The following is a 24,936-nucleotide window of genomic DNA, read 5'->3' as shown; positions in this document are numbered from 1 at the left end:
TATGCATATTGCAATCAATGGGTTTGGACGTATTGGCCGTAATACACTGCGCAATATTTTCATTAGGGATGCTGAACATCTAGAAGTCATTGCGATCAATGATCTAACTGATACAAAGACATTAGCACATCTATTCAAGTATGACTCTGTGCACGGTCCATTTTCTGGAACGGTTGACTTTGATGACAATCATCTCATCATCAATAACAAGCGTATTTTAGTCACGAATGAAAAGAATCCCGAAAATCTGCCCTGGAATACGCTTGACATTGATGTCGTTGTCGAGTCAACGGGTCATTTTACCAGTAAAGAGAAAGCAAATTTACATTTGATAGCGGGAGCAAAAAAAGTAATCATTTCTGCCCCCTCTTCAGATAAAGATATACCAACAATCGTATTGGGCATCAACGACAAGGATTTTGACTTAAATGTCCCTATTCTTTCCAATGCTTCTTGTACAACGAATAATGTTGCCCCTTTGGTCAAAATTTTAGATGAAAACTGGGGAATCAAAGACGGCTATATCACGACGGTACATTCCATGACAGGTGATCAGAATCTGCATGATGCTCCACACCGTGATCTTCGCCGCGCACGTGCTGCGTCATCTTCCATTATTCCAACTACAACTGGTGCTGCTAAGGCAATTACCAATGTTTTCACTCATTTAGAGGGTAAACTAGGTGGTGCTGGTATCCGTGTCCCTGTTTTAAACGGTTCGTTAACAGATTTTACCTGTACATTGACACATCAACCAACAGTAGCAGAGATCAATGCAAAATTTAAAGAAGCGGCAGAAGGTGAATTGAAAAATGTACTTTACTATACAGAAGATCCAATTGTATCTGTTGACATCATCAACAATCCATATTCTTGTGTCTTTGATTCAGAACTTACCTCAATTGTAGGAGGTCTGGTAAAAGTTGTGGGCTGGTATGATAATGAGTTTGGATACTCAAATCGACTTGTTGATCTTCTTGATAAAATCAGTAAGCTATAAAAGACGAAATCACATGCTATTCAAGATAAAAAGGGCCTCCATGGAGGCCCTTTTAACATAAACTATAAGCAAACTAAACATTTTAAAATTTATACGTCAATGTTGCCATGAAACTTCTTGGAGGAATTGGATTCACACTGTAGTTTTCATGGATATAATAATTGAAAGCATTATTAACATTAGACATTTTAGCTAAAATGCTCCATTTTTTATATGTATAACCAGCAGAAATATCTACTGTTGTGAATGGGCTAACAGTAATTAAACGGTCAACACCATCTCTCACATTGATTTTTGTGTTATTCCAACCGGCATTTCTTCTTCCAGTGTAAAATGCAGAAACCCCAAATTTCAGACCTTTAGCACCACCATTTTGCAAAGTATAGAAAATAGTTCCATTGGCTGTATGTGCTGTTGTTCCCACCAGACGCACATCTTCCTCATTACCAGAAACCTCCGTAACTTTAGAACTACCGTTGACAACAGTCGTGATCTTTGTGATCGGACTTGTCTCCGTATAGCGCATGTAGTTGTACGAGTATCCGGCCAAGATATCTAGTCCTGGTAAGATAGAACCAGTTACATCTACTTCAACACCATCTGAAGATGTTTTTCCAGAAAACTCTTTCATGTTTGTATCACCATTATCAGTGCCATCAGGTTTCACCAATAATTGCTGAGCAAAGCGATTGTTATTGATTCTGTAAACCGATGCATTCAGGGTTAAACGACCATTAAAGAAATCATTTTTAACACCTGCTTCGTACTGATCAATCGTTGAAGGCCCCATTGGCTTATAATCAACATCATAACCTGCGTTTGATGTGAAGTTATTCGCATAAGTTACATAAACACTAGAGCTCTTAATCGGTTGATAAATCAAACCAAATTTTGGCGACCATGCCTGATCAACTTTAGCACCCAGTTCATTTTTGTTTGCATCTAGGTTCTTTACTTCCTCTGTTTCACCAGTTGCATAGGTGTATTTATCTGCATATGGTGTTCTTTGGTAAGTATAACGTAAGCCCGCTAATACTTTGAATTTTTCCGAAACTTCAATTAAATCTTGAAAAAATACACCATAACGATAAATATTAGTCGTTGTTCTGGTCAAATACTCTGCACCAGGCATATCTGTGCGCAAACCTTTGCCAGAAGGTAAATGAGCCGCCGTTTCACTCGGATTAAAGACATAAATAGAATCATAAACATTGACTTTTAATGCCCCTTGCTTATCATAATAATTAATACCGTCTATAAAGTATGCATATGCTTTTGTATTAGACTGATCAGCATCAGCTCCGATTAAGATCTTATGCTTGATAGCACCTGTTTTAACAGTTCCGGTTAAATTCAACTGCTGATTGAAAGTAAGTTCATCCGATTTTGAACGCGTCAAATTACGTGGCGCGATACCTTGTGCATTTGCTTGAACCCTATCCGATCCGTAGTAATCACGTCCATAACTTTGATAACTCGCAATTGCATTCAACTTCCAGTTATCATTAAACTGATGATTTAAGTTGATCTGCCCATTTGTGGTATTGGTTTTATTATATGCCCACAAGGTATTCATAAAAGTATTACGACCAACATCCTGATTCAATTTACCGTCTACCGATCCAATACCAAAATCTGGTGTGTAATCGCTTTTTAGGTAATCAAACATAAAGTTGATATCCGTACGGTCATTGATCTTATATAAAATAGAAGGATTGACATACAATCTTTTTGAGTCGACATGATCTCTAAAACTTCCAGATTTTTCATAAGTACTGATTACACGGAAAGCTACCTTATCTGAAATAGGCCCGTACACATCAACCGTTGGTTTGTAAAAATCATAACTTCCCACACGGAATGAAGCTTCACCTCCATATTCAAATTTAGGTTTCTTAGTTACTAAATTAACGACAGCACCCCCAGTTACACCACCATATAATAATGCGGCACTACCTTTCAATATTTCTACCGACTCTAATGTACTCGCTTCAATAGATCCACCGTTATTGGTACGTGCACCATTTTTGAAAATATTATTCGCACCAAGGCTGTATCCACGTGCATAAAAATTTTCATTTACACCACCTCTATTTGCGCCCATAGCAATACCATTGGCATTTTTCAAGGCATCACTCAATCGATTAACCTGTTGATCCCGGATCACCTGCTCATTAATGATCTGAACGCTTTGCGGTAAGTCTTTATCTATAATTCCAGCTTTTCCAACATTGACAGTCTGATTATTATGCGAGTTATATCCTCGGACATCTACCACATCCAATTTCGAATCACGGCTTTCTCCAACCAAATTAATAGGCTGAGAAGAACCGTTCACTACTTTTATCTTCTCTTCGTCTATAACATTACCTAAACTTTTAACAATTATGGTATAAGTTCCATCTGGTAAAGTTGAAAATGAAAACGATCCATTGCGATCTGTTGCAGTAGAAGTCCCCAATTCTTTAACTGTAACTGTAGCTGCTTCGATTGGAGCACCGGATTTGCTTTTTAGTTTCCCATGAATTCCATGATGTTGTGCAACCCCCTCAAGTTGTACCCCTCCAACTAATCCTAAGCTTAAAACTAAGCCGAGAAATGACTTTTTCATATGTATATGAATAATTAGATTAATTTTATTTTGGATGCAAACTTACAATCTTTTTTTGATTCTATTTAGATTTATTTTAAATAAAAGGAGTTGATTTATAAATAGTCATAACAAGCTAAAAAACAGTATTTTAAACTGCATAAAAAAGTAATTTAAATTATATTTTATAGCTACTGCTACTAAAATCGGCTTCAATGATATCGATTCCCATTTATGATCCCAAATCTTTGAAAACCGAATGAATCAGCATAAAAATTGCATAAAAATGCAAGACAATATCATGATCCTTATTAATTATTTATACCTTTCCGATACTAATCCTTAAATCATGAAAAAGTACGTTCCTCTTCTTTTAATTTATTTGTTTCTGATAAGTCCAATAACGTGGGCACAAACGAACAGTTTAGACAAAAAAATTACTGATATCATGGCTCAATATGAAGCTATTGGACTGTCGGTAGCTGTTATTAAAAATAACGAGTTGTTTTTCAATAAATCTTACGGTTTGAAAAACAGAGAACAAGCACAACCTTTGGATCAGGATGACCTATTCAGAATTGCCTCTATATCAAAGTCCTTTTCAGCAACAGCTATTATGCAGTTAATAGAGCAAAAGAAATGTCATCTCGATGATGACTTTGGTGATCTAATAGGTTTTAAAGTTCAAAATCCAAAGTTTCCGAATAAGAAGATTACACTCAGAATGGTTCTCTCCCATACTTCCAGTATTAATGATAAAAATGGATATTTTGATCTTGATGTCATCAATCCATCAAAGTCAGATCAATATGCCTCTTCTTACAGCCCAAACGAACCTGGCACGACCTACGATTATTGCAACCTCAACTTTAATATGGTTGGCGCTGTGATTGAGCGCCTTTCAGGACAACGTTTTGACCAATATATTAAAGAACATATTTTAGATCCGCTGCAGTTATATGCAGGATATTGCGTGGACTCTCTAGATCAAAACAAATTTGTAACCTTATATGAATACGATTCTGCTAAGCATGAGTTTTTTCCACAGCCCAGCGCTTATAATCCAAGATCGCTGGAAATAAAAAATTATACACTAGGGCATTCCACTCCTATTTTCTCACCTACGGGCGGGATGAAGATCTCAGCAGTCGATCTCGCTAAATACATGGGGATGCATATGAACTATGGTACAGGATTAAATGGAAAACAGATCATTAAGAAACGGAATTCTAAAATTATGCAGACGCCCATTACTGCTGAAGAAGGATATGGGCTAGCTTTAAGATCCATCAACACATTGATCCCTAATAAAGTTTTAATTGGACATACAGGCTCCGCATATGGTCTCTACAGTGCTATGTTTTTCGATCCTAAAGAAAAATTCGGAATTGTTGTGATAACAAATGGTTGCCGTACACCTGAAAACGTAGACTTTAACCCATTATTAAAAGATTGCATACAGCTCATTTATAAAGAAATGATACAGCAATAACCACTATATTATCATATTATTAAGGTTTATTTTTTCCAAAACAAAACTAGTATATTCGTGTAAATAGTAAAAAGAGAATATCATGCAACTTTATACAATTGAAACGCAGAACTTCAAATTAGATGGAGGTGCCATGTTCGGTGTGGTTCCAAAATCCATATGGCACAAAACAAATCCTGCCGATGCAAATAATATGTGCACCTGGACCAATCGCCTATTACTTATAGAAGATGGCGCAAAATTAATTCTTATCGATACTGGACTCGGAGACAAACAGTCTGAGAAATTTTTTGGGCATTATTATATACACGGAGACAACTCCATTGACAAGTCTTTAGCAAAATATGGATTTAATAGAGAAGACATCACCGATGTTATTTTAACACACTTGCATTTTGACCACTGTGGGGGTGCTATAGTCCGCGAAGGTGAAAAACTGAGGCCTTCTTTTACAAAGGCGAATTACTGGAGTAATGCCGAACATTGGAACTGGGCCACAAATCCAAATCCAAGAGAAAAAGCTTCTTTTTTAGAGGAAAATATAAAACCGATACAAGAAAGCGGACAACTCAAGTTTGTCGAAAAAGAAAAAAATCCGTTTGGACCAGATATCCAAATCAGATATGCCCATGGACATACAGAGTCAATGATGTTGCCCCAGATCAAATATAAAGACAAAACAATTCTTTATATGGCAGATTTACTTCCTTCTGTGGGACATATACCCCTTCCGTATGTGATGGGTTACGATGTAAGACCATTGACAACCATGGAAGAAAGGAAAAATTATTGGGAAGAGATTGTCGATCAAGAATATATACTTTTCTTAGAGCATGACGCCGTGAATGCTTGCTGTACCTTACAACATACAGAAAAAGGAATACGGCTCAAAGACAGTTTTCAACTTTCTGATATTTAAACAAAAATGGGATGATTTTTAGATCATCCCATTTTTACTTTATTAGAATTTAAATCCAAGGACCCAATAGTTCTCGAAAAACCATATGGATTGACTTGCTTTATCTATATTATTTCTACCCGTTGTACGAATATTATTCAGGTCTGTCCAACCTGTTTTAAAACTCGTTTGAAGATATAATCCTCTAAAAAAATGATACTGCAAACCTACTTTTGCAGCAGCACCGTAGCCGGCAATGTTCCAATAGTTATTCTCTCCAACTCCAAACAGACGAACATCAGTTCTAGGAACCAATAAACCTACTTCGGCACCTGTTTCCATCGACAAGTAAGACTTTCCGGTTCTGGAAACCCAGATATCATCATGTCTTTCTAAAGCGACAGAGGCAAAATTATAACCATCGGTATGCTCAAATTGCAATACCGAATCAACCAAAGTAACCTGTTCTCCATTATAGGTTCCAGCCATGCCATATGTTGGGATACCTGGTTCAGAGATCTCAGGACTAATATGTCCTTTAATTCTTACCGTCTGCGGAATATCAACAACATATTTCATGTGATCCCAACCTAGCGAAATCGAATAATTATCTTTTATAAAATAACCGAAGTGGAAATTAAACTGCGGAATCGAGATCGTTGCCGGGTTAATATAGGTCATAGACAGTTTAGTCGGTCTATCTGCCGCTTTTACATCCATTAATGTAAAATCATATCCAGTTCCTTTAAAACGGATATCACTCTTACCATAAGATGAAAAATTATAACCCCAGTGAAAATAAAATTTTCCCTTATTACTTTCTGTACGGGAATATTTCGGATTGAAAATACTCTTAGCAATTGGTTTTGCAGGAGATTCATTACTATTATCTTGCGCAAATAAAGAAGAAGCAGATAAAGTTAGCGCACTTAAGGCTAATAAAAATTTATTCATATTGTTGTCAAAAAAAACCCGGCACAAAAGTACCGGGTTGTGCGTTGATAAGCAAATAAAATTATTTTGCTTGGTTTTTACGTATAATGTTCAAAGCACCACCTTCTTTAAACCACTCAATTTGTTGAGCGTTGTAAGTATGGTTAGCTAAGATCTGATCTTCCGTTCCATCTGCATGGTGAAGTACTAACGTTAGCGGTTGCCCTGGAGTAAATGTTGTCAATCCTAAGATGTCGATTGTATCGTCTTCTTGGATTTTATCGTAATCTTCTTTATTAGCAAAAGTTAAACCTAACATACCTTGTTTTTTCAAGTTTGTCTCGTGGATACGAGCAAAAGATTTAACCAACACTGCACGAACACCTAAATGACGAGGCTCCATGGCAGCATGCTCACGTGAAGAACCTTCACCATAGTTTTCATCACCAACAACGATAGATCCGATACCGGCAGCCTTATAAACACGTTGCGTTGCAGGAACTGGTCCGTACTCACCTGTCAATTGATTTTTAACGGAATCTGTTTTCTCATTAAAGTAATTAACAGCACCAATCAACATATTGTTCGAGATGTTATCCAAGTGACCTCTGTATTTCAACCAAGGACCAGCCATAGAAATATGGTCAGTTGTACATTTACCTTTAGCTTTGATCAATAATTTCAAACCTTTCAAGTCTGTACCTTCCCAAGCCGCAAAAGGCTCTAATAATTGCAGACGATCAGAATTTGGATCCACATCAATCTTAACCGATGAACCATCCGCCGCAGGAGCTTGATAACCTGCATCCTCTACAGCAAAACCTTTTGAAGGTAATTCATCACCTGTAGGCGGGTCTAATTTAACCTGCTCACCCTTAGCATTTGTCAAGGTGTCTGTCAATGGATTGAAACCTAAATCACCCGAAATGGCAATTGCAGCAACGATTTCCGGTGAAGCTACAAAAGCAAATGTATTTGGGTTACCATCGGCACGTTTAGCAAAGTTACGGTTGAACGAGTGAACAATCGTATTTTTCTCTTGTTTTTCAGCACCAACACGGTCCCACATACCAATACATGGACCACAAGCATTTGTAAAGATCGTCGCATTCAGATCTTCGAAAGTTTTCAATAAACCATCACGAGCAGCAGTATAACGAACTTGCTCAGAACCCGGATTGATACCAAATTCAGCCTTCGTTACTAAACCTTTATCAACCGCTTGTTTAGCGATAGAAGCAGCACGTGACAAATCCTCGTAAGAAGAGTTTGTACATGAACCGATCAATCCCCATTCTACTGTTGTAGGCCAGCCATTTTTAGCCGCTTCTTCACGCATGCGTGAAACTGGAGTATATAAATCTGGTGTAAAAGGACCGTTTAAAGAAGGTTCTAATTCAGATAAATTAATTTCAATAACTTGATCAAAATATAGCTCAGGATTTGCGTAAACCTCAGGGTCTGCAGTTAAATGTTCTTTAACAGCATTTGCCGCATCCGCAACATCCGCACGGTCAGTTGCACGTAAATAACGTTCCATTGACTCATCATAACCGAAAGTAGATGTCGTAGCACCAATTTCAGCCCCCATGTTACAGATGGTACCTTTACCCGTACAAGACATAGATTGAGCCCCTTCACCGAAGTATTCAACAACAGCACCAGTACCGCCTTTAACGGTTAAGATACCTGCAACCTTCAAGATAACATCTTTAGGAGACGTCCATCCGCTTAGCTTACCTGTTAATTTAACACCGATCAATTTCGGGAATTTCAGTTCCCAAGGTAAACCAGCCATCACGTCGCATGCATCAGCACCACCGACACCGATAGCCAACATACCCAAACCACCAGCATTAACAGTATGTGAATCTGTACCGATCATCATACCACCAGGGAAAGCATAGTTCTCCAAGACAACTTGGTGAATAATACCTGCTCCAGGCTTCCAGAATCCGATACCATACTTATTTGCAACAGAACCCAAGAAATTAAAAACCTCTTTTGATTCTGTATTTGCTCTTTGTAAATCCACTTGAGCTCCTTCTTTTGCCTGAATCAAGTGATCACAGTGCACAGTCGAAGGAACAGCCGCTTGAGGACGACCTGCTTGCATAAATTGCAATAAAGCCATTTGTGCAGTCGCATCTTGCATCGCTACACGGTCTGGAGCGAAGTCTACATAAGATACACCTCTATCGTATGTTTCAGTTGCATTACCATCCCATAAGTGAGTATATAAAATTTTCTCAGATAGGGTTAAAGGTTTATTAACCAGATTACGAGCAGCGTTTACACGCTCCTCATAACGGCTATAGACCTTTTTAATCATTTCTATATCAAAAGCCATATATTTCTAATTTATGATATTAATTTAGTTAATTACCAAAACTTCAATATTAGTTTTTTCTACTTTGTCGAGATAGGCGCAAACTTAGTTAAGTTGATACCTTCGACAGCAGCTTTGTACTCTTCAACGTTTGGAATTCTACCTAAGATAGCAGAAAGCACAACCACTGGAGTAGATGCTAATAAAGATTCTCCTTTTTTACCGTCTCTATCTTCAACAACACGACCTTGGAAAAGACGGGTTGAAGTAGCCATTACCGTATCACCTTTTGCCGCCTTTTCTTGGTTACCCATACAAAGGTTACAACCTGGACGCTCTAAATACATGATATTTTCGTACTCTGTACGTGCAGTACTTTTTGGCAAAGCATCACTGAATTCAAAACCCGAATATTTCTGTAAGTATTCCCAATCTCCTTCTGCTTTCAATTCATCAATGATGTTGTAAGTAGGCGCAGCGACAACTAAAGGTGCATTAAATTTAACAACACCAAGTTGTTTCTCCACATTCTTAAGCATTTGAGAAACGATTTTTAAATCGTCTTTATGTACCATACAAGAACCTACGAAACCTAAGTCTACTTTTTTGTCACCGCCGTAATAAGAAAGTTCTCTAATTGCGTCATGCGTATAACGTTTTGAAACGTCAACATTGTTAACATCAGGATCGGCAATCATCGGCTCATCAATAATATCAAGATCGATCACGACTTCAGCATAATATTTAGCATTTGCATCTGGAGATAAAGCTGGTTTTTCACCTGTTCTAATTTCCTCGATACGTTTATTAGCTTTATCGATCAATCCCTGTAATACTTGATTTTTATTCTCCATACCCTTATTGATCATGATCTGGATACGGCTCTTAGCGATTTCTAAAGACTGAATTAACGTTTCATCTTGGGAGATACAGATCGAAGCTTTTGCTTTCATCTCTGCAGTCCAGTCTGTAAAAGTAAAGGCCTGATCGGCAAGAAGTGTACCGATATGTACCTCGATAATTCTACCTTGGAACACATTCTCTCCACCAAATTGCTGTAACATTTGAGATTGTGTCGCATGAACCACATCACGGAAATCCATGTGCTGTTTCATACTGCCTTTGAAAGTTACTTTAACGGATTCTGGAATCGGCATAGACGCCTCACCCGTAGCTAATGCTAAGGCAACAGTTCCAGAGTCAGCTCCAAAAGCAACACCTTTAGACATACGTGTATGAGAATCGCCACCAATAATAATCGCCCACTCATCAATCGTAATATCGTTTAATACCTTGTGAATAACGTCAGTCATGGCATGGTATTCTCCTTTAGGATCACGTGCAGTGATTAATCCGAAGTCGTTCATAAACTTCATCAACTTAGGAATGTTAGCTTGCGCTTTCTTATCCCATACAGATGCTGTGTGACATCCTGATTGATACGCACCGTCAACTGTAGGAGAAATAACTTTAGCAGCCATTGCCTCTAACTCTTGAGCGGTCATTAAACCTGTTGTATCTTGAGATCCTACGATATTCACTTTAACACGAACATCAGAACCAGCATGTAACACTTTTCCTGGAGTTGAACCAACAGCATTTTTATTGAAGATTTTTTCAACAGCCGTTAAGCCCTGATTTTCAATAGAAATTTCTTTTGCAGGAGCAAAAACAGTCGGAATTGAAATCCCTAAAACTCCAGATGCAAACGTTTGGATCTTTTTACCAAATACAATTGCATATGAGCCACCTGCTCTTATAAACTCTCTTTTTTGAGGAGTAAGCGCTTTAGAGATGTCGATCAATTCCTGATCTCCATTATATAATTTTTCAGTCTTCGTGTTGATTGTAAGAACTGTTCCTGTAGCAACAGAATAAACTTCTTCTAAAACAGGTTCATTATTTTCATTACGGACAACTTGACCATTTTCGTCTACTTTTTTCTTCCAGTTCTGAAGATCAATTCCAATACCACCGGTAACATCTACCGTTGTCAGAAAGATTGGAGAAATACCATTCGTACCACCAACAATTGGAGCAATATTTACAAATGGGATATAAGGACTTGCTTGTTTACCTGTCCATAACGCCACATTGTTTACACCTGACATCCTTGAAGATCCCACTCCCATTGTACCTTTTTCAGCAATCAGCATAACGCTTGCGTCTGGATATTGTACCTGTAAAGCTTTGATTTCTTGCTGCGCTTCTGGAGTGATCATACATTTTCCATGTAGCTCACGATCAGAACGCGAGTGCGCCTGGTTACCTGGAGACAGTAAATCCGTAGAGATATCACCTTCACCTGCAATATAAGTTACAACTTTTATTTCTTCTGGTAACTCTGGAAGTTTCGTGAAAAATTCAGCTTGGGCATAGCTTTCAAGAATCTCTTTCGCAATTGCATTACCGCTGTTAAATGCTTCTCTTAGACGCTCTGTATCGGCATCATAAAGGAAAACCTGTGTTTTAAGAACTTCAGCAGCTTGCTTAGCAATAGCTGCATAATTACCTAACGCCAAATCCAGAAGTACTTCAATAGAAGGACCGCCTTTCATATGAGATAACAACTCAAATGCGTAAGTAGGTGTAATTTCTGCAACAGTCTCTTGACCAAGAATAATTTCTTTTAAGAACTTTGCTTTTACACCAGCCGCACTAGTCGTACCAGATAAAGTGTTGTAAATAAATAACTTCAGAGACTCGACTCTATTTTCGTTATTCAAATCTTTAATTTGAGCAATAACTTCACTTAGTAATTCTGCTCCGTCAATTGGTTTAGGATTTAAACCTTCACCTTTTCGTTCTACAACCTCTTGTACGTAATCGTTGTAAATACTCATAGTATATAAATCTTTTATATGTTTAAAGGCAATACAAGAAATATCAAATATTATCTCCTGATACTACCACACGTTTAATAATTAAGCTAAAAAAACATCAGTAATGCACTGCAAGCCGGTGCTTAAATTTAACTCTACAATTCTTTCATTTTGACGATCTGTTTTCATTTAAAAAAACATCTCATCTCGTACTACAAAAATACTAAAAATCAACGGTTAATACGTACCAATAAGACTTATTGCTTTAATTTGGAAATATTCTAAACAACATTTATTTCAAAATAAAATATCGAAACAACATGCTAAAATACAGACACTTGACTATTTAAATTTAAAATATTTAGGGTAAGAAATTAGTAAATTTTGACGCTAAGATTAAATATAATGTGGAAATAACCCACAAAAAAAGGGAAATCATATCCGATCTCCCTTTATAGCCAATATATTAGTTTAACTAAATATTTTTCAATTGAATATCAACAGCTTTCAAATCAGCGATCGACTGTGTTGGATTTGCCGCTGCAAACACAGAACTTCCCGCTACCAACACATCTGTGCCAGCTTGTAAAAGTGCGCCTGCATTACCTACTCCGACACCTCCATCGATTTCAATCAATAATCCATCATTCACACCTGCTGCCATAGCGCGCAATTGTTTTACTTTACTGTAGGTGTTTTGAATAAATTTCTGCCCGCCAAAACCTGGATTTACAGACATTAAACACACTAAATCTAAATCTGCAATCACATCTTCCAATAAAGAAACTGGTGTATGCGGATTCAAAGCGACCCCAGCTTTACAACCTAATTCCTTAATCGCTGCTAACGTACGATGTAAATGTGTACAAGCCTCATAATGCACGGTAATAACAGCAGCTCCAGAATCTTTACATAACTGTAAATAACGATCAGGATCTACAATCATTAAATGTACATCTAAAGGTTTTGTAGCATGTTTAGCGATTGCCTGCATTACTGGAAAACCAAAAGAAATATTTGGCACAAACACGCCATCCATAATATCAATATGAAACCAATCGGCTTCACTATTGTTTACCATTATAATATCATCGTACAATTTAGCGAAATCCGCTGCCAAAACTGAAGGTGCAATAAGATGCTTTTTACTTGACATGAGTCTTTGATTTGTTTTTGCAAAGATAATTAAGTCTTGCGGATAGCCCGAATTTAAATCAAAAAAATTAAACATAACCTGACCTCGTAATGACAATGAGCTTTATAATAGCGCATTTTTAAGTACATTTGTTTGAGTAATTTTTTATTATCCAACTACAATTCAACCGCGTGAGTAGATTAAAAATTAAATATAATCGTGAGTCCGACACTAATCTTAACCTTATTCGTAAGATAAGCTTAATATTGGCAACCATCATTCTTATTTGTATCTTCCTTCCAAAGCAGGCTCGCTTTCGCTATGAATTTCAGAAAGGAAAAGTCTGGGATCACGAAAACTTAATTTCTCCCTATAATTTTGCGATACTCAAAACACAGGAGGAACTAAATGAAGACAAGAAAAACATTCTTAAAACCATTCAACCTATCTATGACGTTAATTCGACCATCAGTAGGGAACAGATCGATCAATTTGAAACTGATCTAGCTGAAAAATGGCAAACCAATAAATTAGACACTACTCCTCAAAAAATACAGGATTACCGTGCCGTCGGAAATGCCATATTAACGCATCTCTACGACCGAGGCATCCTGTCTTTAAATAATCGTTTTCAAAACCGAAATGACGACAAGAGTCCTGCTGCAAAGCAATATAATTTTACCTTGATACAAGATAAAGTCGCCACTCAAAAAAATACGGCAGATTGTTATACAATCGAATCTTCTTATGAATACGCCAATTCAGTCTTAAGCAATTCGTCAAAGATCGTGTACAAGAAATGGCTCTTAGAGACATTAAAAAACTATATTACCCTAAATTATGTTTACAATGATCAACAGACAGAGCGACTGGAACAAAATGCTTTAGCAAATATCTCCTCTACCCGAGGAGTTGTACAAAAGGGAGAATTAATTGCTGAAAAGGATAAAATTATCAGTAATGAAACCTATCAGAAACTAGAATCATTACGCAAGATTTATGAGGACGAAGGAAAAATCTCTGGCAATCAGATTTACGTTACACTGGGGCAATTTTTGATTATCTCTCTTGCTTTATGTATTCTTATGGTATTTCTATATCTTTTCAGAAAAGACATCTATTACAACAATCGCCTGCTATCAATCATTATGATTGTGATCATCGGCATGCTCGCCGTCTTGTCATGGGCCATTAAGATTAAAATTCCTAATTTATACTACATTCCATTCTGTTCAGTTCCGATCATTATCCGCATCTTATTTGATTCCCGGGTAGCTTTGAATATTCACCTACTCATGGTCCTACTGGCAGCGTTATTTGTTCCGAACTCATATGAATTTGTATTTCTGCAATTCATGGCTGGAATCGTGGCGATTTACAGTATCAAAACATTAGTAAAGAGAGAACAATTCTTCATCTCGTCAGCCATTATACTCGCGACTTACTTGATTGCTTATTTTGGACTTTTACTCACACGTAACGGATCCTTAAGTACCATTAACGTCATGGACGTCATCCCTTTTGTGGTTAGTGTCATGATCACATTAATGGCGTACCCATTAGTATACGCATTTGAAAAACTATTTGGAATCGTATCTGATCTGACATTAATGGAATTGACCAACAGTAATTCAAAGCTTCTGCGTGAACTTTCATTTAAAGCCCCTGGTACTTTCCAGCACTCCTTACAAGTAGCCAATTTAGCTGAAGCGGCTATCTACCGAATTGGCGGCAATCCTCTCTTAGTACGGGCAGGTGCACTTTACCACGATATTGGTAAAATGACAAACCCGCAGTTCTTTATTGAAAATCAAAAAACAGAAAAGAATCCGCACGATGAATTATCACCTGAACAGAGTGCACAAATTATTATTTCACACGTTATAAAGGGCGTTGAGATTGCAAAAAGAAATCAGCTTCCAGATGTTATAATCGATTTCATCAAAACGCATCACGGTACGACAAAAGTCGATTACTTCTATAATTTATTTATAAAGAATAATCCCGACAAACTAGTTGATGAATCTTTGTACCAATATCCTGGGCCTATTCCCTATTCGAAAGAAACAGCTGTACTAATGATGGCAGATTCTGTAGAAGCAGCATCTAGAGCTCTTAAAGAACATACGGAAGATTCTATTAATACGCTTGTCGATAAAATTATTGAGCATAAGCTGAAGCTGAATCAATTTGCAAATAGTAATATTACATTAAAGGAAATCACAGAATCTGCAACCATTTTCAAGGCAATGTTGAAGAGCATTTACCATGTTCGGGTCGATTACGATCTCAGCAAGAAAAAATAAGTGAAAATTATTCTGTAAGCAATAAATTGACATACAATCGCTTACTACAACCTTACATATTTTTTGTATTTTTTTTATAAAATTGACTTTGCAGAATAGAATAATTGCCTTATGTTTGCAATGTCAAAACGAGGAAGGGTGCCTGAGTGGCCGAAAGGAACAGTTTGCTAAACTGTCGTACTGGAAACGGTACCGAGGGTTCGAATCCCTCCCCTTCCGCAAAGACAAAACAAAGCCCGACAATAGTCGGGTTTTGTTGTTTATGGACTTTTGTAAACGTTAGTTTTAACAAAAAGGATATAAACAACAAAAGTAATGAACAAAGTGAATGGCTTTGTTTTGTATTGAAGCCCCCCCTTTTTTGGGATCATGAAAATAATCCCTCCCCTTCCGCAAAGACAAAATAAAAGCCGACTTATAGTCGGCTTTTGTTGTTTATATACGTTTGTAAAAATCGATTTGAAGAAACTCGATGTACAGTAAAATAATGGACGAAGAGGATCATTAAATTTTATAAGAATAACGATCTCCATTCATGATGAAGTAAATAATCCCTTCATCAAGACAAAATAAAGCCTGCTGATAAGTGCAGTTTTTGCTATTTATCGACTTTCATAAAAAAAAATCAATAAAAGGATAAAAAAGGCGTTTCTAGACTTTGCAAAAATAAAATAATTGCCTTATGTTTGCATTGTCAAAACGAGGAAGAGTGCCTGAGTGGCCGAAAGGAACAGTTTGCTAAACTGTCGTACTGGAAACGGTACCGAGGGTTCGAATCCCTCCTCTTCCGCCAAGACAAAACAAAGCCCGACTATTGGTCGGGTTTTGTTGTTTATGGACTTTTGTAAACGTAAGTTTTTAAAAAAAGTATATAAACAATAAAAGTAATGAACGGAGTGAATGGCTTTGTTTTGTATTGAAGCCCCCCCTTTTGGGATCATGAAAATAATCCCTCCTCTTCCGCCAAGACAAAATAAAGCCCGACTATTAGTCGGGTTTTGTTGTTTATGGACTTTTGTAAACGTAAGTCTGCATAATTTCCAAGCACAGCCCCTAAAAGTCGCCTGACCTGAAAACTATGGTGGCAAAAAGACAGAACCTCCCGATGGTCGGGACAGTCTTTTTGCATCAAATCGGTGCACCCCCTTTGTCAAAATATCCCTGCACAATTCCTCTCCTTGCATTTTACCAAACAGATTGCGACAATATTTTCGTGGGATATTCATTATCCCATTATTTCTTTAAGGTTGACTTCTTTTCTTTCCCAATCTGCGACCAAAGAAAAGAAGCAAAAGAACGTCGCTATATTGATGTTGGATTTTAGATATTTCATAAATTTACAGTATATTGATAACTAAAATAAGTTTTACAAAACAAAATATGCATTGCGTCAATTTTTGAGTTAATGGCAATTTTAAAACAACGCACCAGCAAAAATGAAAATCATTCCAATAGAAGAAATAAGAATAACACTTTTAGTTGAAAATTCTAGTAAACAGAATTTTCCTAAAACTGTCAATTACATATTTGACACGCTCTATTCAGAAATTGTAACTCAAATTAAAACTATTGAAATTTCATCTGAATGCATTTTATTCAACAGCGTTGAAGCACATAATATAACTAAAGAATTTTCAGACAAAAGCTATTGGACAGAAAACATAACTTCAACAGAAATAGAAAATTTTTGGTTATTCGGTCAAAACGGACAAGGAGATTTTTGGCTATTTGACAAGAATAACAAGGTCTTATTTTACGACCATAACCACGAAGAATTAAGCCCAATAAATTTTATAAACCTTGGTGTTAATTTTCAGCAATGGTTGCAATTTTCCTTTTTAAACAAACAACTTGATGAAATTTATGATACAATCGGAAAACTAGACAAACAAACAAAAATTGAGTTTAAAAAACAACTTCAATCAATAAACGAACATTTATTAGAAAATTATCCTTTTGAAATATAAACAAATGACAAGTGAGTTTAAAAATACAATAGATAAATATTTTTCATCAGAAGAAACTAAAATTTTTCTAAAAGAGAGAAACGAAGAAAAAGATATTCAACAAACAGAAAAAGAGTTAAACATAACGTTTGACAATACTTATAAATATATACTTTTAAATTATGGAGATGCTTATGTAGGAATTGATTTGCTTCCTTGCACAAAAAGAGGTTCAAAAAAAGCAGAACAAACCATTCTTGAAATTACAAAATCATTTAGAAGTAGTTATTTAGAATTTCAGGTTTGTAATGAAATCCAATCAAGCTATGTAATTTCTATTGACGGTTCAGGAGACCCAATATTTATTACACCAAATGGAAATGTAAAAATATATTACCACGACAATAACGAAATTGAAAAACTTGCTGAAAATTTAGAAGAATTAATATTGAATAACATATAAAAAACTGCCACTAACAAGGGTTTCCGTCAGGCGGGCTGAAGTGCAAAACTCAATAGTAGTTTTTCAATTTAACTTTAGTAATAATATCGGCTTTTGTGCTTCGATTTCCTGCCCGAACGCAAAGCCCCAAACCGTTGTGCGATATGCTAAACCGATAACACGCAGACAACCAAAATTTAAATCAATGGATACAAAACAATTATTTAGATTTTTTCACAGTAAATGTGACTTAACGAATTGGCTAAATGAAAATGGAGAGTTAGCCCAAAGCGAAGGAGATGTAAAATGGTTTTACAGTGGTATAAATGAAGATTTTAAATCCGAATTTGTAAGTCAAAAAATCGAAGAGACTTTTAATGATGGGGATATCTATTTGTGCATTTCTTCAAATAAAAGTTCTTTGGTTTCTAAATCAGAAGCTGTCACAGAAATCGCAAAAATTCTACATAAAAAGGAAATTGGCATTATAGATAAATCATTTACGAAAATGATGTTCTTTAATTCATATGGCACATTTAAAAGTGGTATTATCAGAGAATTTCCCGAAAGTCGTTCAAGACCTAACGGACATCGTTTGAAAATGGAATTTTTTGCGAATATTATGGATAAAAATACCACTAAAGTAGCTAAAGCCATTGACAAATATTTTGAGCACTTTGAAAAAGAACTAAATAATGATTATGGAGGTATTATGGAATATCTTTGGATAGATTTGGAGTTGGTAGCACATTACAAATCTCATCCATTTCGTTATCAGAAAAGAGTTAGTCAGCCTTCCTCATACACGGACTTCTTTACATATAATGTTGGTCATTATAGTATTCATCCAGATTACGAAAGATTGAAAGAATTATCAACGGATAAAGAAATTTGCGACTATGTATTTGAATTGTTATATAATTCAACACAAGTTTTAGTTGACAAACAAAAGAAGTTAGGAAATTTTGACGCTACGAAATTTCGATTGGATTTTCTGTCTGCTATGGAAAAAATAGAGTATTCTTGATAGACTAAAAAGCACAATCGCACAACAAGGGTTCTTTGCAATAGTGGGGCGAAACTGCTAAATTCAAGTTCAGTTCTTCAATTGAACTTTTGTGCAAAATTGAAGATTTGTGCTTCGATTGCCCCACCATCGCCAATGCTTCAACGTTACCTGCAATGCTTCTCAACCTCCCGTATGAAAATAGGTTGACACAACCTAAACAAATACGGCCAACAATGGACAGACAAAGGAATGAAAATTACTAAAATGAAAAAACTACTCTCGCTCACAACACTACTTTTCACCTGCTTTCTTGCTTTTGCACAAAAGGGGCAAGACACATTGAAAGTAAATCTTGGGAATACAGAAACTGATAAGGTGTTCATGCAAAAAGTAACAGTGTCCGACAGCCGGAACGATAGAAAAGTATTACTAAATGATGGGAATTACGCTTTTAAGAATAAGGAGCAAACGATTGATATTTCCATAAAAAAAGGTCTGATTTACGGATTGGTTTTCGTTACAAATAATCATAAGAAAGAGAAAGTAACCCAATACAAGATTGAGAATTCTATGGTAAAAGAATTCACGATATATATTGACAGCCTTCTATGCCAGACAGGACATAGGGATGATGAAAGAGCCTACTACAAGGAATATTATCCCGACGAAAAGCAAACGCTTAAATCTGAAGGATGGATGTCTTTAGACAAAAACAAATACTATGGCAGAGGAATATCAAAGAAGTATTATGAAAACGGCACTTTATCTTATATATCAGACAGGGTTACAGAAACTTATACAGAGTTCTATCCCAACGGTAATAAAAAAAAGAAACAAGGACAAAATATCTATGAAACCTATAATGAAGACGGCAACTTACACAACAAACAATACACCAAAAATAATATCAGATACAATGACTATTACAATAAAGGGAAATTAAATACACGTTCTTACCAAGACGAAGAAAAAAATGAAGTAAGAGAATACTATCAAAATGGTGTTTTCCAAAAAAAGGCTGTAGAAAAAAAGCTCAACGGAGAAATACGCACTTTAAGCTACGACAAAGCAGGGAAACTTATCAATAATGAGCCACCATATTCTGGCGTATCGGAAGTACGAGAAAATAAAAACAAATGAAAAAACTATTTACCGTGCTCACTTGCACTATAATATTGAATTCTTGTAACAGTAAAGACAAAAACAACCTTGAAAAGTCGGTATGGAAATCGTGTGGAGATGATTGCAGTGTCGCTGATGTATTGGATTTTAGAAAAGATTATTTGCATAAAAAGAATGATAGCATTTATATAAATTGGCATCACAAAGATTCACTAATTGGCATTATTGATACTATAACCTATCATTACGGAGAACGAAGATTGTATGTAAAGAACCTTACAAAAGGTTGCATAGCTAGATATTGTGAACAATAAATAGATGAAGAAAAAAATTGCCATAGCATTATACTTAATTACCATTCTAATTTGCGGATGGATAATTATTAATTATGTCAAATATGTTGACATCTCATCTAACAAAACTGATTGGTATGTAATGGATGCAAAACATAAAGTAAGTGAAAGAACTGACATTAACAATTATGAGAAAGAACTTCTGAAAAATCAAATAGACCAAAATCGCAAAAATGAAAAAAACATTGCAAAACATCGCTTTTCAAACTCAATTAGTTGCTTTTGTTTTGATTGTCATACAACTAGTTTGGTTAGTTTTTATTTTCCTAGTCCCAAATAAACAGAAAATATGATAGCAAATTAGCACAGCAGGTAACAAGAGTTTTGCAATATTGGGGCGAAACTGCGGAGTTCAACGGCAGTTCTTCGGTTCAACTTTTGTATAAAACTGAAGATTGTGCTTCGATTACCCCACCATCGCAAAGCCCCGAAACGTTATGTGCAAGTATTTTCAAGCATAATCCATAGACTGAAAGATGAAAAAATTATTTAGTACAATAAGGAAAAAAGAAATTAACGAAATTTCTAAAATTCTCGACAAAAATCCGGAATTAGTAAATTGTATTGCAAAAGGAATATCTAAACGCGATGATGGAGAAATTCCTTTACAGACTGCAATTAAAACTGAAAACTTTGACATAGCTAAACTGCTCATTGAACGTGGAGCTGATGTAAAATTTATGGAAACAGAAATTGAAGATGAAGATTGGAGAAAACCGGCCTTACATTTTGCAATTGAAGCAGTTATTGCCAATTCAAGAGATGAAATTTACATTCCTAAATATAGTCCTCAAAATAATTCTGGCTTTTTAGGATTATTCAAAAAAGACCAATGGACGGTTAAAAGTGAACCGACAAAAAAATATCGAGAGGCATTTGAAATTATGAAATTACTAATAGAAAAAGGTGCTGACATTCATTCATCTAATTCAACTAGTAATTATCAAATAAGTGCTAGCGAATTTATATGTAATTGCATTGCAAATTATCATTTTGACAATAAAAGACCACTTGTTAAAGAAACATTAGATGATTTACATCCGATATTTGAGCTATTCAAGATAACGAAAATTACTGACTTTGATTTACCAAGTGTTAGCGAAAGAGGAAATACGGTTTATGAAAGTTACAAAAATTTAATTGACCAAATTTTCGAATGAAATTATGCCTTCACATGACAAGGGTCTTGCCGAACCATTAGTCGCAAGCGTATCGCGAATCTGCAAAATAACAAATGACCATTTCATTAAATTTTCAGATGCACTTTATGAATCAGGCGAAAGTTGTAAATTGGTGTTAATTGATTGGAACAGTTTGGAGCTAATAGACTTAACTGACAGAAATAAAATTGAAAGAGTATTTCCTCATCTATACAAAATAATATGACAAGCGATAAACAACTGACACATATAAGCAAGTTTTTAAGTTTGGTACTAAGACACCAACCTAAAACAATTGGTATTCAACTTGACCAAAATGGTTGGACCGACGTTAAAGAATTAATTGAAAAGGCAAACGAAAATGGTATAAGTTTCGACCGAGATACACTTAACTATATTGTTGCGACAAATCCAAAAAAGAGATTTGCTTTTAATGAAACGCTTGACAAAATAAGAGCAAGTCAAGGACATTCAATAGAAATTGAATTAGGCTACGAGAGCCAAAAACCACCTGAAATTCTATATCATGGAACAAGCGAAAAATCAGTACAATCAATAATTGACAAAGGACTTGAAAAGCGGAGCAGACAGCACGTTCATTTGAGTAGCGACATTGAAACAGCAATTAAGGTTGGACGAAGACACGGAAAGCCTGTTGTAGTTAAAGTCCTTGCTGAAATAATGTACACCGACAATTTTCAGTTTTTCATTTCGGCCAATGGTGTTTGGCTGACTGACCATGTACCTGCAAGATATCTAAAGTCGAATGACGAATAAAATAATAAAAGTTGGTAACAAGCAATGGGGTATCACATCTTGTCTTTTTTTGTTTTAATGATTACATCGCAGATGACAATAGTGAGCGGAATGTACATACTTCAAGTTTTGTGCTTTGGTAGAAATTTGTATTTGAGTTGAAAGTTTCGGCTCCGAAATCCGCCATTGCGTAAAGCACCGGAACGTTTAGCGTCAGCTTAAAAACAATCCCGTGCAAATAACAACAGTCCTCCTACTCGTTTTAATTATAAAGCTAGGGTTTGTAAGCGTTGTAAATTTCATCAACACTTTTGATACACTAACGTCGTTATATTGATGTTGGATTTTAGATATTTCATGAATTTACGGTATATTGATAACTAAAATAAGTCTAATAAAACAAAATATGCATTGCATCAATTTTTGAGTTAGAGGTAATTTTAAGAAAAACACCATAGAAGGGAAAAAGATAATAAATGGAAGTGAAAAGTTATTATTTATCTAATTTTAGGTCCATAACTATAGGAGTAATTTTTATAATTATGGGCATTGCCACAACATTTATTGGGTTTGATATAAAAAGGTCATTTTGGAATAACTTTCAAAGCATGATTATTGATTTCAGAGGTATAATGCATTTTATTGTCTCTATATTGTTATTGCTTTTCAGAGCTGGCTTCATCTTTTTTGGATATATTACTATAAAATATAGAAGTAAAATCATTAGAGCAAAAACTGATGACAAGGGATTATATTTTAAAGAAATTACAGGAGGCAATAAACTTGAAAGATTATCTTTTGACCTAAATCCATTTACACTTTTACATTATTCAAAAATTACTAATATATATTATGTAGAAGATTTCTGGAAAGGAAACTATTTGGAAATAGAAACAAGGTCAGGACGAAAAATATTGACCGCGCTAAATGTCTTGTCTAAGTCAGACAAAAATGAAATTTATAATACTGTTAAGAAGCAAATAAATAAAAAAAATTGCTAACATCGCTTTAACTATAGTGGAGCTCAACTGCTAAATTTCAGCATGAGTAATTCTAGTAATCTTCAGTAATAATTTGAGCGGAATTGCGTACAATTCTCCACAATCGACAAGCTGTAAGACATTGGGCGACATTTCAATAAATAAAATAATAAAAGCTAAAAATAAGGTAAAATGAATTCGTCTTTTATAAAATTATCATTCACTATTTCAATTGTAAGTTTATTAATGTCTTGTAAAACAAGCAAAATATCAACTGATACAAGTAAAACTTTAAATGAGGTTGATATATATGTTGTAGGGTACGAATACAATGATAGCAAGTTTGAATCTTCAATAGAAGAAATTGCAGACGAGGTAGGCATGAAACACGTAGCAAAACTATGGAAAAATGGTAAAGACATTCACTTAGAAAACAGTGAACTATATTCAGATGCTAAATCCGTATTTGTAAACAACAATGATGTTTATATTGTAGGATCAATTATACTTGATAATGAACACGTTGCAACTATTTGGAAAAATGGAAAAATACAAAAATTAACAAACGGTAAAACTGCTGCTCATACCAGTTCTTTGTTTATAGATAAGAACAATATTTATATTCTTGGTGCTCAGTATAATACAAAAAATTATATGATTAAAGTATGGAAGAATGGTGTTTATACTGATATAACAAATGGAGAAAACCCAACAGATGATGCTTCGATTTTTGTATATAATGGAGATGAATATATATGTGGACACGAACAAACCGGAAATAAAAGTAAACATTACAGAAATAATAGCGTAGCTAAAATCTGGAAAAACGGAAAACCACAAAATCTTAGTAATGGATTAAATGATGCTTATGCGCTCTCGTTATTTGTTGAAAATGGTACCATTTATGTTGTGGGATATGAAATAGAAAATGATAAATATATAGCCAAATTATGGAAAAATGGAAAATCTCAAAATTTGTCTGATGGCCTAAATGATTCATATGCAAGATCCATATATATTTGGAACAATAATACATATATAGTTGGTAGTGAAAATATTAATGGAGTTGAAGTGGCGAGATTATGGATAAATGGAAAAGTACAATCCATTACAGATGGAAAACATCACGCTGTTGCTAATTCAGTTTTTGTAAACAACAATAATATTTACATCGGAGGATATGAAAAAAATGATAACGACAGAGATGTGGCGAAATTATGGATAAACGGGGTTTCTAAAAACCTAACTGATGGTACAAAAAACGGATATGCACAATCTATTTTTGTTGAAATAAAAAAATAAAAAACGATCGACCAACAAGATTTGCCTTTTATACACCTATCGTTTTTTTTTCAATACTTCTCATCTTTAAAGAGACCTAACGAGACCCTTAAATTTGGTCATCTAGGGTCTCGATAAAATGAACTACTTTGTGAATTGTTCTACTATTCCCCTTTGGGTTCATTTAAATAGTTTTTTCGTATTTCCACGACCCCACCTTTAGCTCCAAAAAAGCCACCATCATGAGCAATCAACCTATGTCCTTGATTATAAAAAGGATTGATCAGGAATCCGTAGCCAAAGTTTTATTGTTTATGGACTTTTGTAAACGTAAGTTATAAGAAAGCCCATAAACAATGAAATAGCTTGATACCCTATTGCA

The 24,936-nt window shown here is 35.3% G+C and carries 18 protein-coding genes and 2 tRNA genes; 15 read left to right on the top strand and 5 right to left on the bottom strand.

Going from position 1 to position 24,936, the window contains the following annotated elements:
* Position 1: 1 nt before the first annotated feature.
* Positions 2-1,000, top strand: coding sequence for a type I glyceraldehyde-3-phosphate dehydrogenase (gene gap / locus M2265_RS24970; RefSeq protein ID WP_021190354.1), 999 nt, complete (start codon positions 2-4; stop codon positions 998-1,000).
* Between the two features lie 82 nt (positions 1,001-1,082).
* Here the strand turns inward: gap and M2265_RS24965 are convergent, their stop codons facing one another.
* Entirely contained in the window at positions 1,083-3,611 is a 2,529-nt protein-coding gene (locus M2265_RS24965) for a TonB-dependent receptor (protein WP_132773079.1), read from the bottom strand.
* A gap of 328 nt (positions 3,612-3,939) precedes the next feature.
* Between M2265_RS24965 and M2265_RS24960 the strand changes: the two genes are divergently transcribed.
* Both M2265_RS24960 and M2265_RS24955 read left to right on the top strand, forming a co-directional pair.
* Positions 3,940-5,082 (top strand): serine hydrolase domain-containing protein, encoded by a 1,143-nt coding sequence (locus M2265_RS24960; RefSeq protein ID WP_132773081.1) that lies wholly within the window; start codon positions 3,940-3,942, stop codon positions 5,080-5,082.
* 82 nt (positions 5,083-5,164) lie between these two features.
* Complete coding sequence (locus M2265_RS24955; RefSeq protein ID WP_132773083.1) at positions 5,165-6,001, top strand: MBL fold metallo-hydrolase; 837 nt, start codon at positions 5,165-5,167, stop codon at positions 5,999-6,001.
* Between the two features lie 42 nt (positions 6,002-6,043).
* Here M2265_RS24955 and M2265_RS24950 read toward each other — a convergent pair whose 3' ends face one another.
* From M2265_RS24950 to rpe, 4 genes are all read right to left on the bottom strand, one after another.
* Entirely contained in the window at positions 6,044-6,934 is an 891-nt protein-coding gene (locus M2265_RS24950; protein ID WP_132773085.1) for a hypothetical protein, read from the bottom strand.
* A gap of 61 nt (positions 6,935-6,995) precedes the next feature.
* The gene (locus M2265_RS24945) at positions 6,996-9,263 is read right to left on the bottom strand and encodes an aconitate hydratase (RefSeq protein ID WP_132773087.1); all 2,268 of its coding nucleotides are present in this window, start codon (positions 9,261-9,263) and stop codon (positions 6,996-6,998) included.
* Positions 9,264-9,322: 59 nt separating this feature from the next.
* On the bottom strand, positions 9,323-12,085 hold the full coding sequence (locus M2265_RS24940) for a bifunctional aconitate hydratase 2/2-methylisocitrate dehydratase (protein ID WP_132773089.1): 2,763 nt from the start codon (positions 12,083-12,085) through the stop codon (positions 9,323-9,325).
* 454 nt (positions 12,086-12,539) lie between these two features.
* Positions 12,540-13,220 carry a ribulose-phosphate 3-epimerase gene (gene rpe, locus M2265_RS24935; RefSeq protein ID WP_132773091.1) on the bottom strand — a complete coding sequence of 227 codons (681 nt, stop codon included), beginning with the start codon at positions 13,218-13,220 and terminating at the stop codon, positions 12,540-12,542.
* A gap of 170 nt (positions 13,221-13,390) precedes the next feature.
* Here rpe and M2265_RS24930 point away from each other — a divergent pair, with 170 nt between their 5' ends.
* The 12 genes from M2265_RS24930 to M2265_RS24875 all read left to right on the top strand — a co-directional run bounded on the left by M2265_RS24930 (position 13,391) and on the right by M2265_RS24875 (position 24,575).
* The gene (locus M2265_RS24930; protein ID WP_132773093.1) at positions 13,391-15,505 is read left to right on the top strand and encodes an HD family phosphohydrolase; all 2,115 of its coding nucleotides are present in this window, start codon (positions 13,391-13,393) and stop codon (positions 15,503-15,505) included.
* A 132-nt stretch (positions 15,506-15,637) separates the two neighbouring features.
* Positions 15,638-15,724 (top strand) — tRNA-Ser (locus M2265_RS24925).
* A gap of 484 nt (positions 15,725-16,208) precedes the next feature.
* Positions 16,209-16,298: transfer RNA gene (locus M2265_RS24920), tRNA-Ser, on the top strand.
* 643 nt (positions 16,299-16,941) lie between these two features.
* Positions 16,942-17,472, top strand: a complete 531-nt coding sequence (locus M2265_RS24915; protein WP_132773095.1) for a hypothetical protein — start codon at positions 16,942-16,944, stop codon at positions 17,470-17,472.
* The gene (locus M2265_RS24910; RefSeq protein ID WP_132773097.1) at positions 17,462-17,914 is read left to right on the top strand and encodes an SMI1/KNR4 family protein; all 453 of its coding nucleotides are present in this window, start codon (positions 17,462-17,464) and stop codon (positions 17,912-17,914) included. Before M2265_RS24915 ends, M2265_RS24910 begins: the two co-directional genes overlap by 11 nt.
* 184 nt (positions 17,915-18,098) lie before the next feature.
* Entirely contained in the window at positions 18,099-18,920 is an 822-nt protein-coding gene (locus M2265_RS24905; protein WP_132773099.1) for a hypothetical protein, read from the top strand.
* A gap of 246 nt (positions 18,921-19,166) precedes the next feature.
* The gene (locus M2265_RS24900; protein WP_132773101.1) at positions 19,167-20,042 is read left to right on the top strand and encodes a hypothetical protein; all 876 of its coding nucleotides are present in this window, start codon (positions 19,167-19,169) and stop codon (positions 20,040-20,042) included.
* 300 nt (positions 20,043-20,342) lie between these two features.
* Positions 20,343-20,657, top strand: a complete 315-nt coding sequence (locus M2265_RS24895) for a hypothetical protein (protein WP_132773103.1) — start codon at positions 20,343-20,345, stop codon at positions 20,655-20,657.
* Between the two features lie 196 nt (positions 20,658-20,853).
* Complete coding sequence (locus M2265_RS24890; protein WP_132773105.1) at positions 20,854-21,537, top strand: ankyrin repeat domain-containing protein; 684 nt, start codon at positions 20,854-20,856, stop codon at positions 21,535-21,537.
* A 222-nt stretch (positions 21,538-21,759) separates the two neighbouring features.
* A complete protein-coding gene (locus M2265_RS24885) occupies positions 21,760-22,314 on the top strand; it encodes an RNA 2'-phosphotransferase (RefSeq protein WP_132773107.1) in 555 nt (184 codons plus the stop codon).
* Between the two features lie 455 nt (positions 22,315-22,769).
* The gene (locus M2265_RS24880; RefSeq protein WP_132773109.1) at positions 22,770-23,294 is read left to right on the top strand and encodes a hypothetical protein; all 525 of its coding nucleotides are present in this window, start codon (positions 22,770-22,772) and stop codon (positions 23,292-23,294) included.
* Between the two features lie 171 nt (positions 23,295-23,465).
* Positions 23,466-24,575 carry a hypothetical protein gene (locus M2265_RS24875; protein ID WP_132773111.1) on the top strand — a complete coding sequence of 370 codons (1,110 nt, stop codon included), beginning with the start codon at positions 23,466-23,468 and terminating at the stop codon, positions 24,573-24,575.
* The last annotated feature ends 361 nt before the right edge of the window (positions 24,576-24,936 follow it).

Origin of the sequence: Sphingobacterium kitahiroshimense (assembly GCF_025961315.1) — a bacterium.
In the GTDB taxonomy this organism is placed as follows: Bacteria; Bacteroidota; Bacteroidia; order Sphingobacteriales; family Sphingobacteriaceae; genus Sphingobacterium; species Sphingobacterium anhuiense.
The sequence above is the reverse complement of the archived record's forward strand: the minus strand, read 5'-3'. Positions and strand labels throughout refer to the sequence as shown.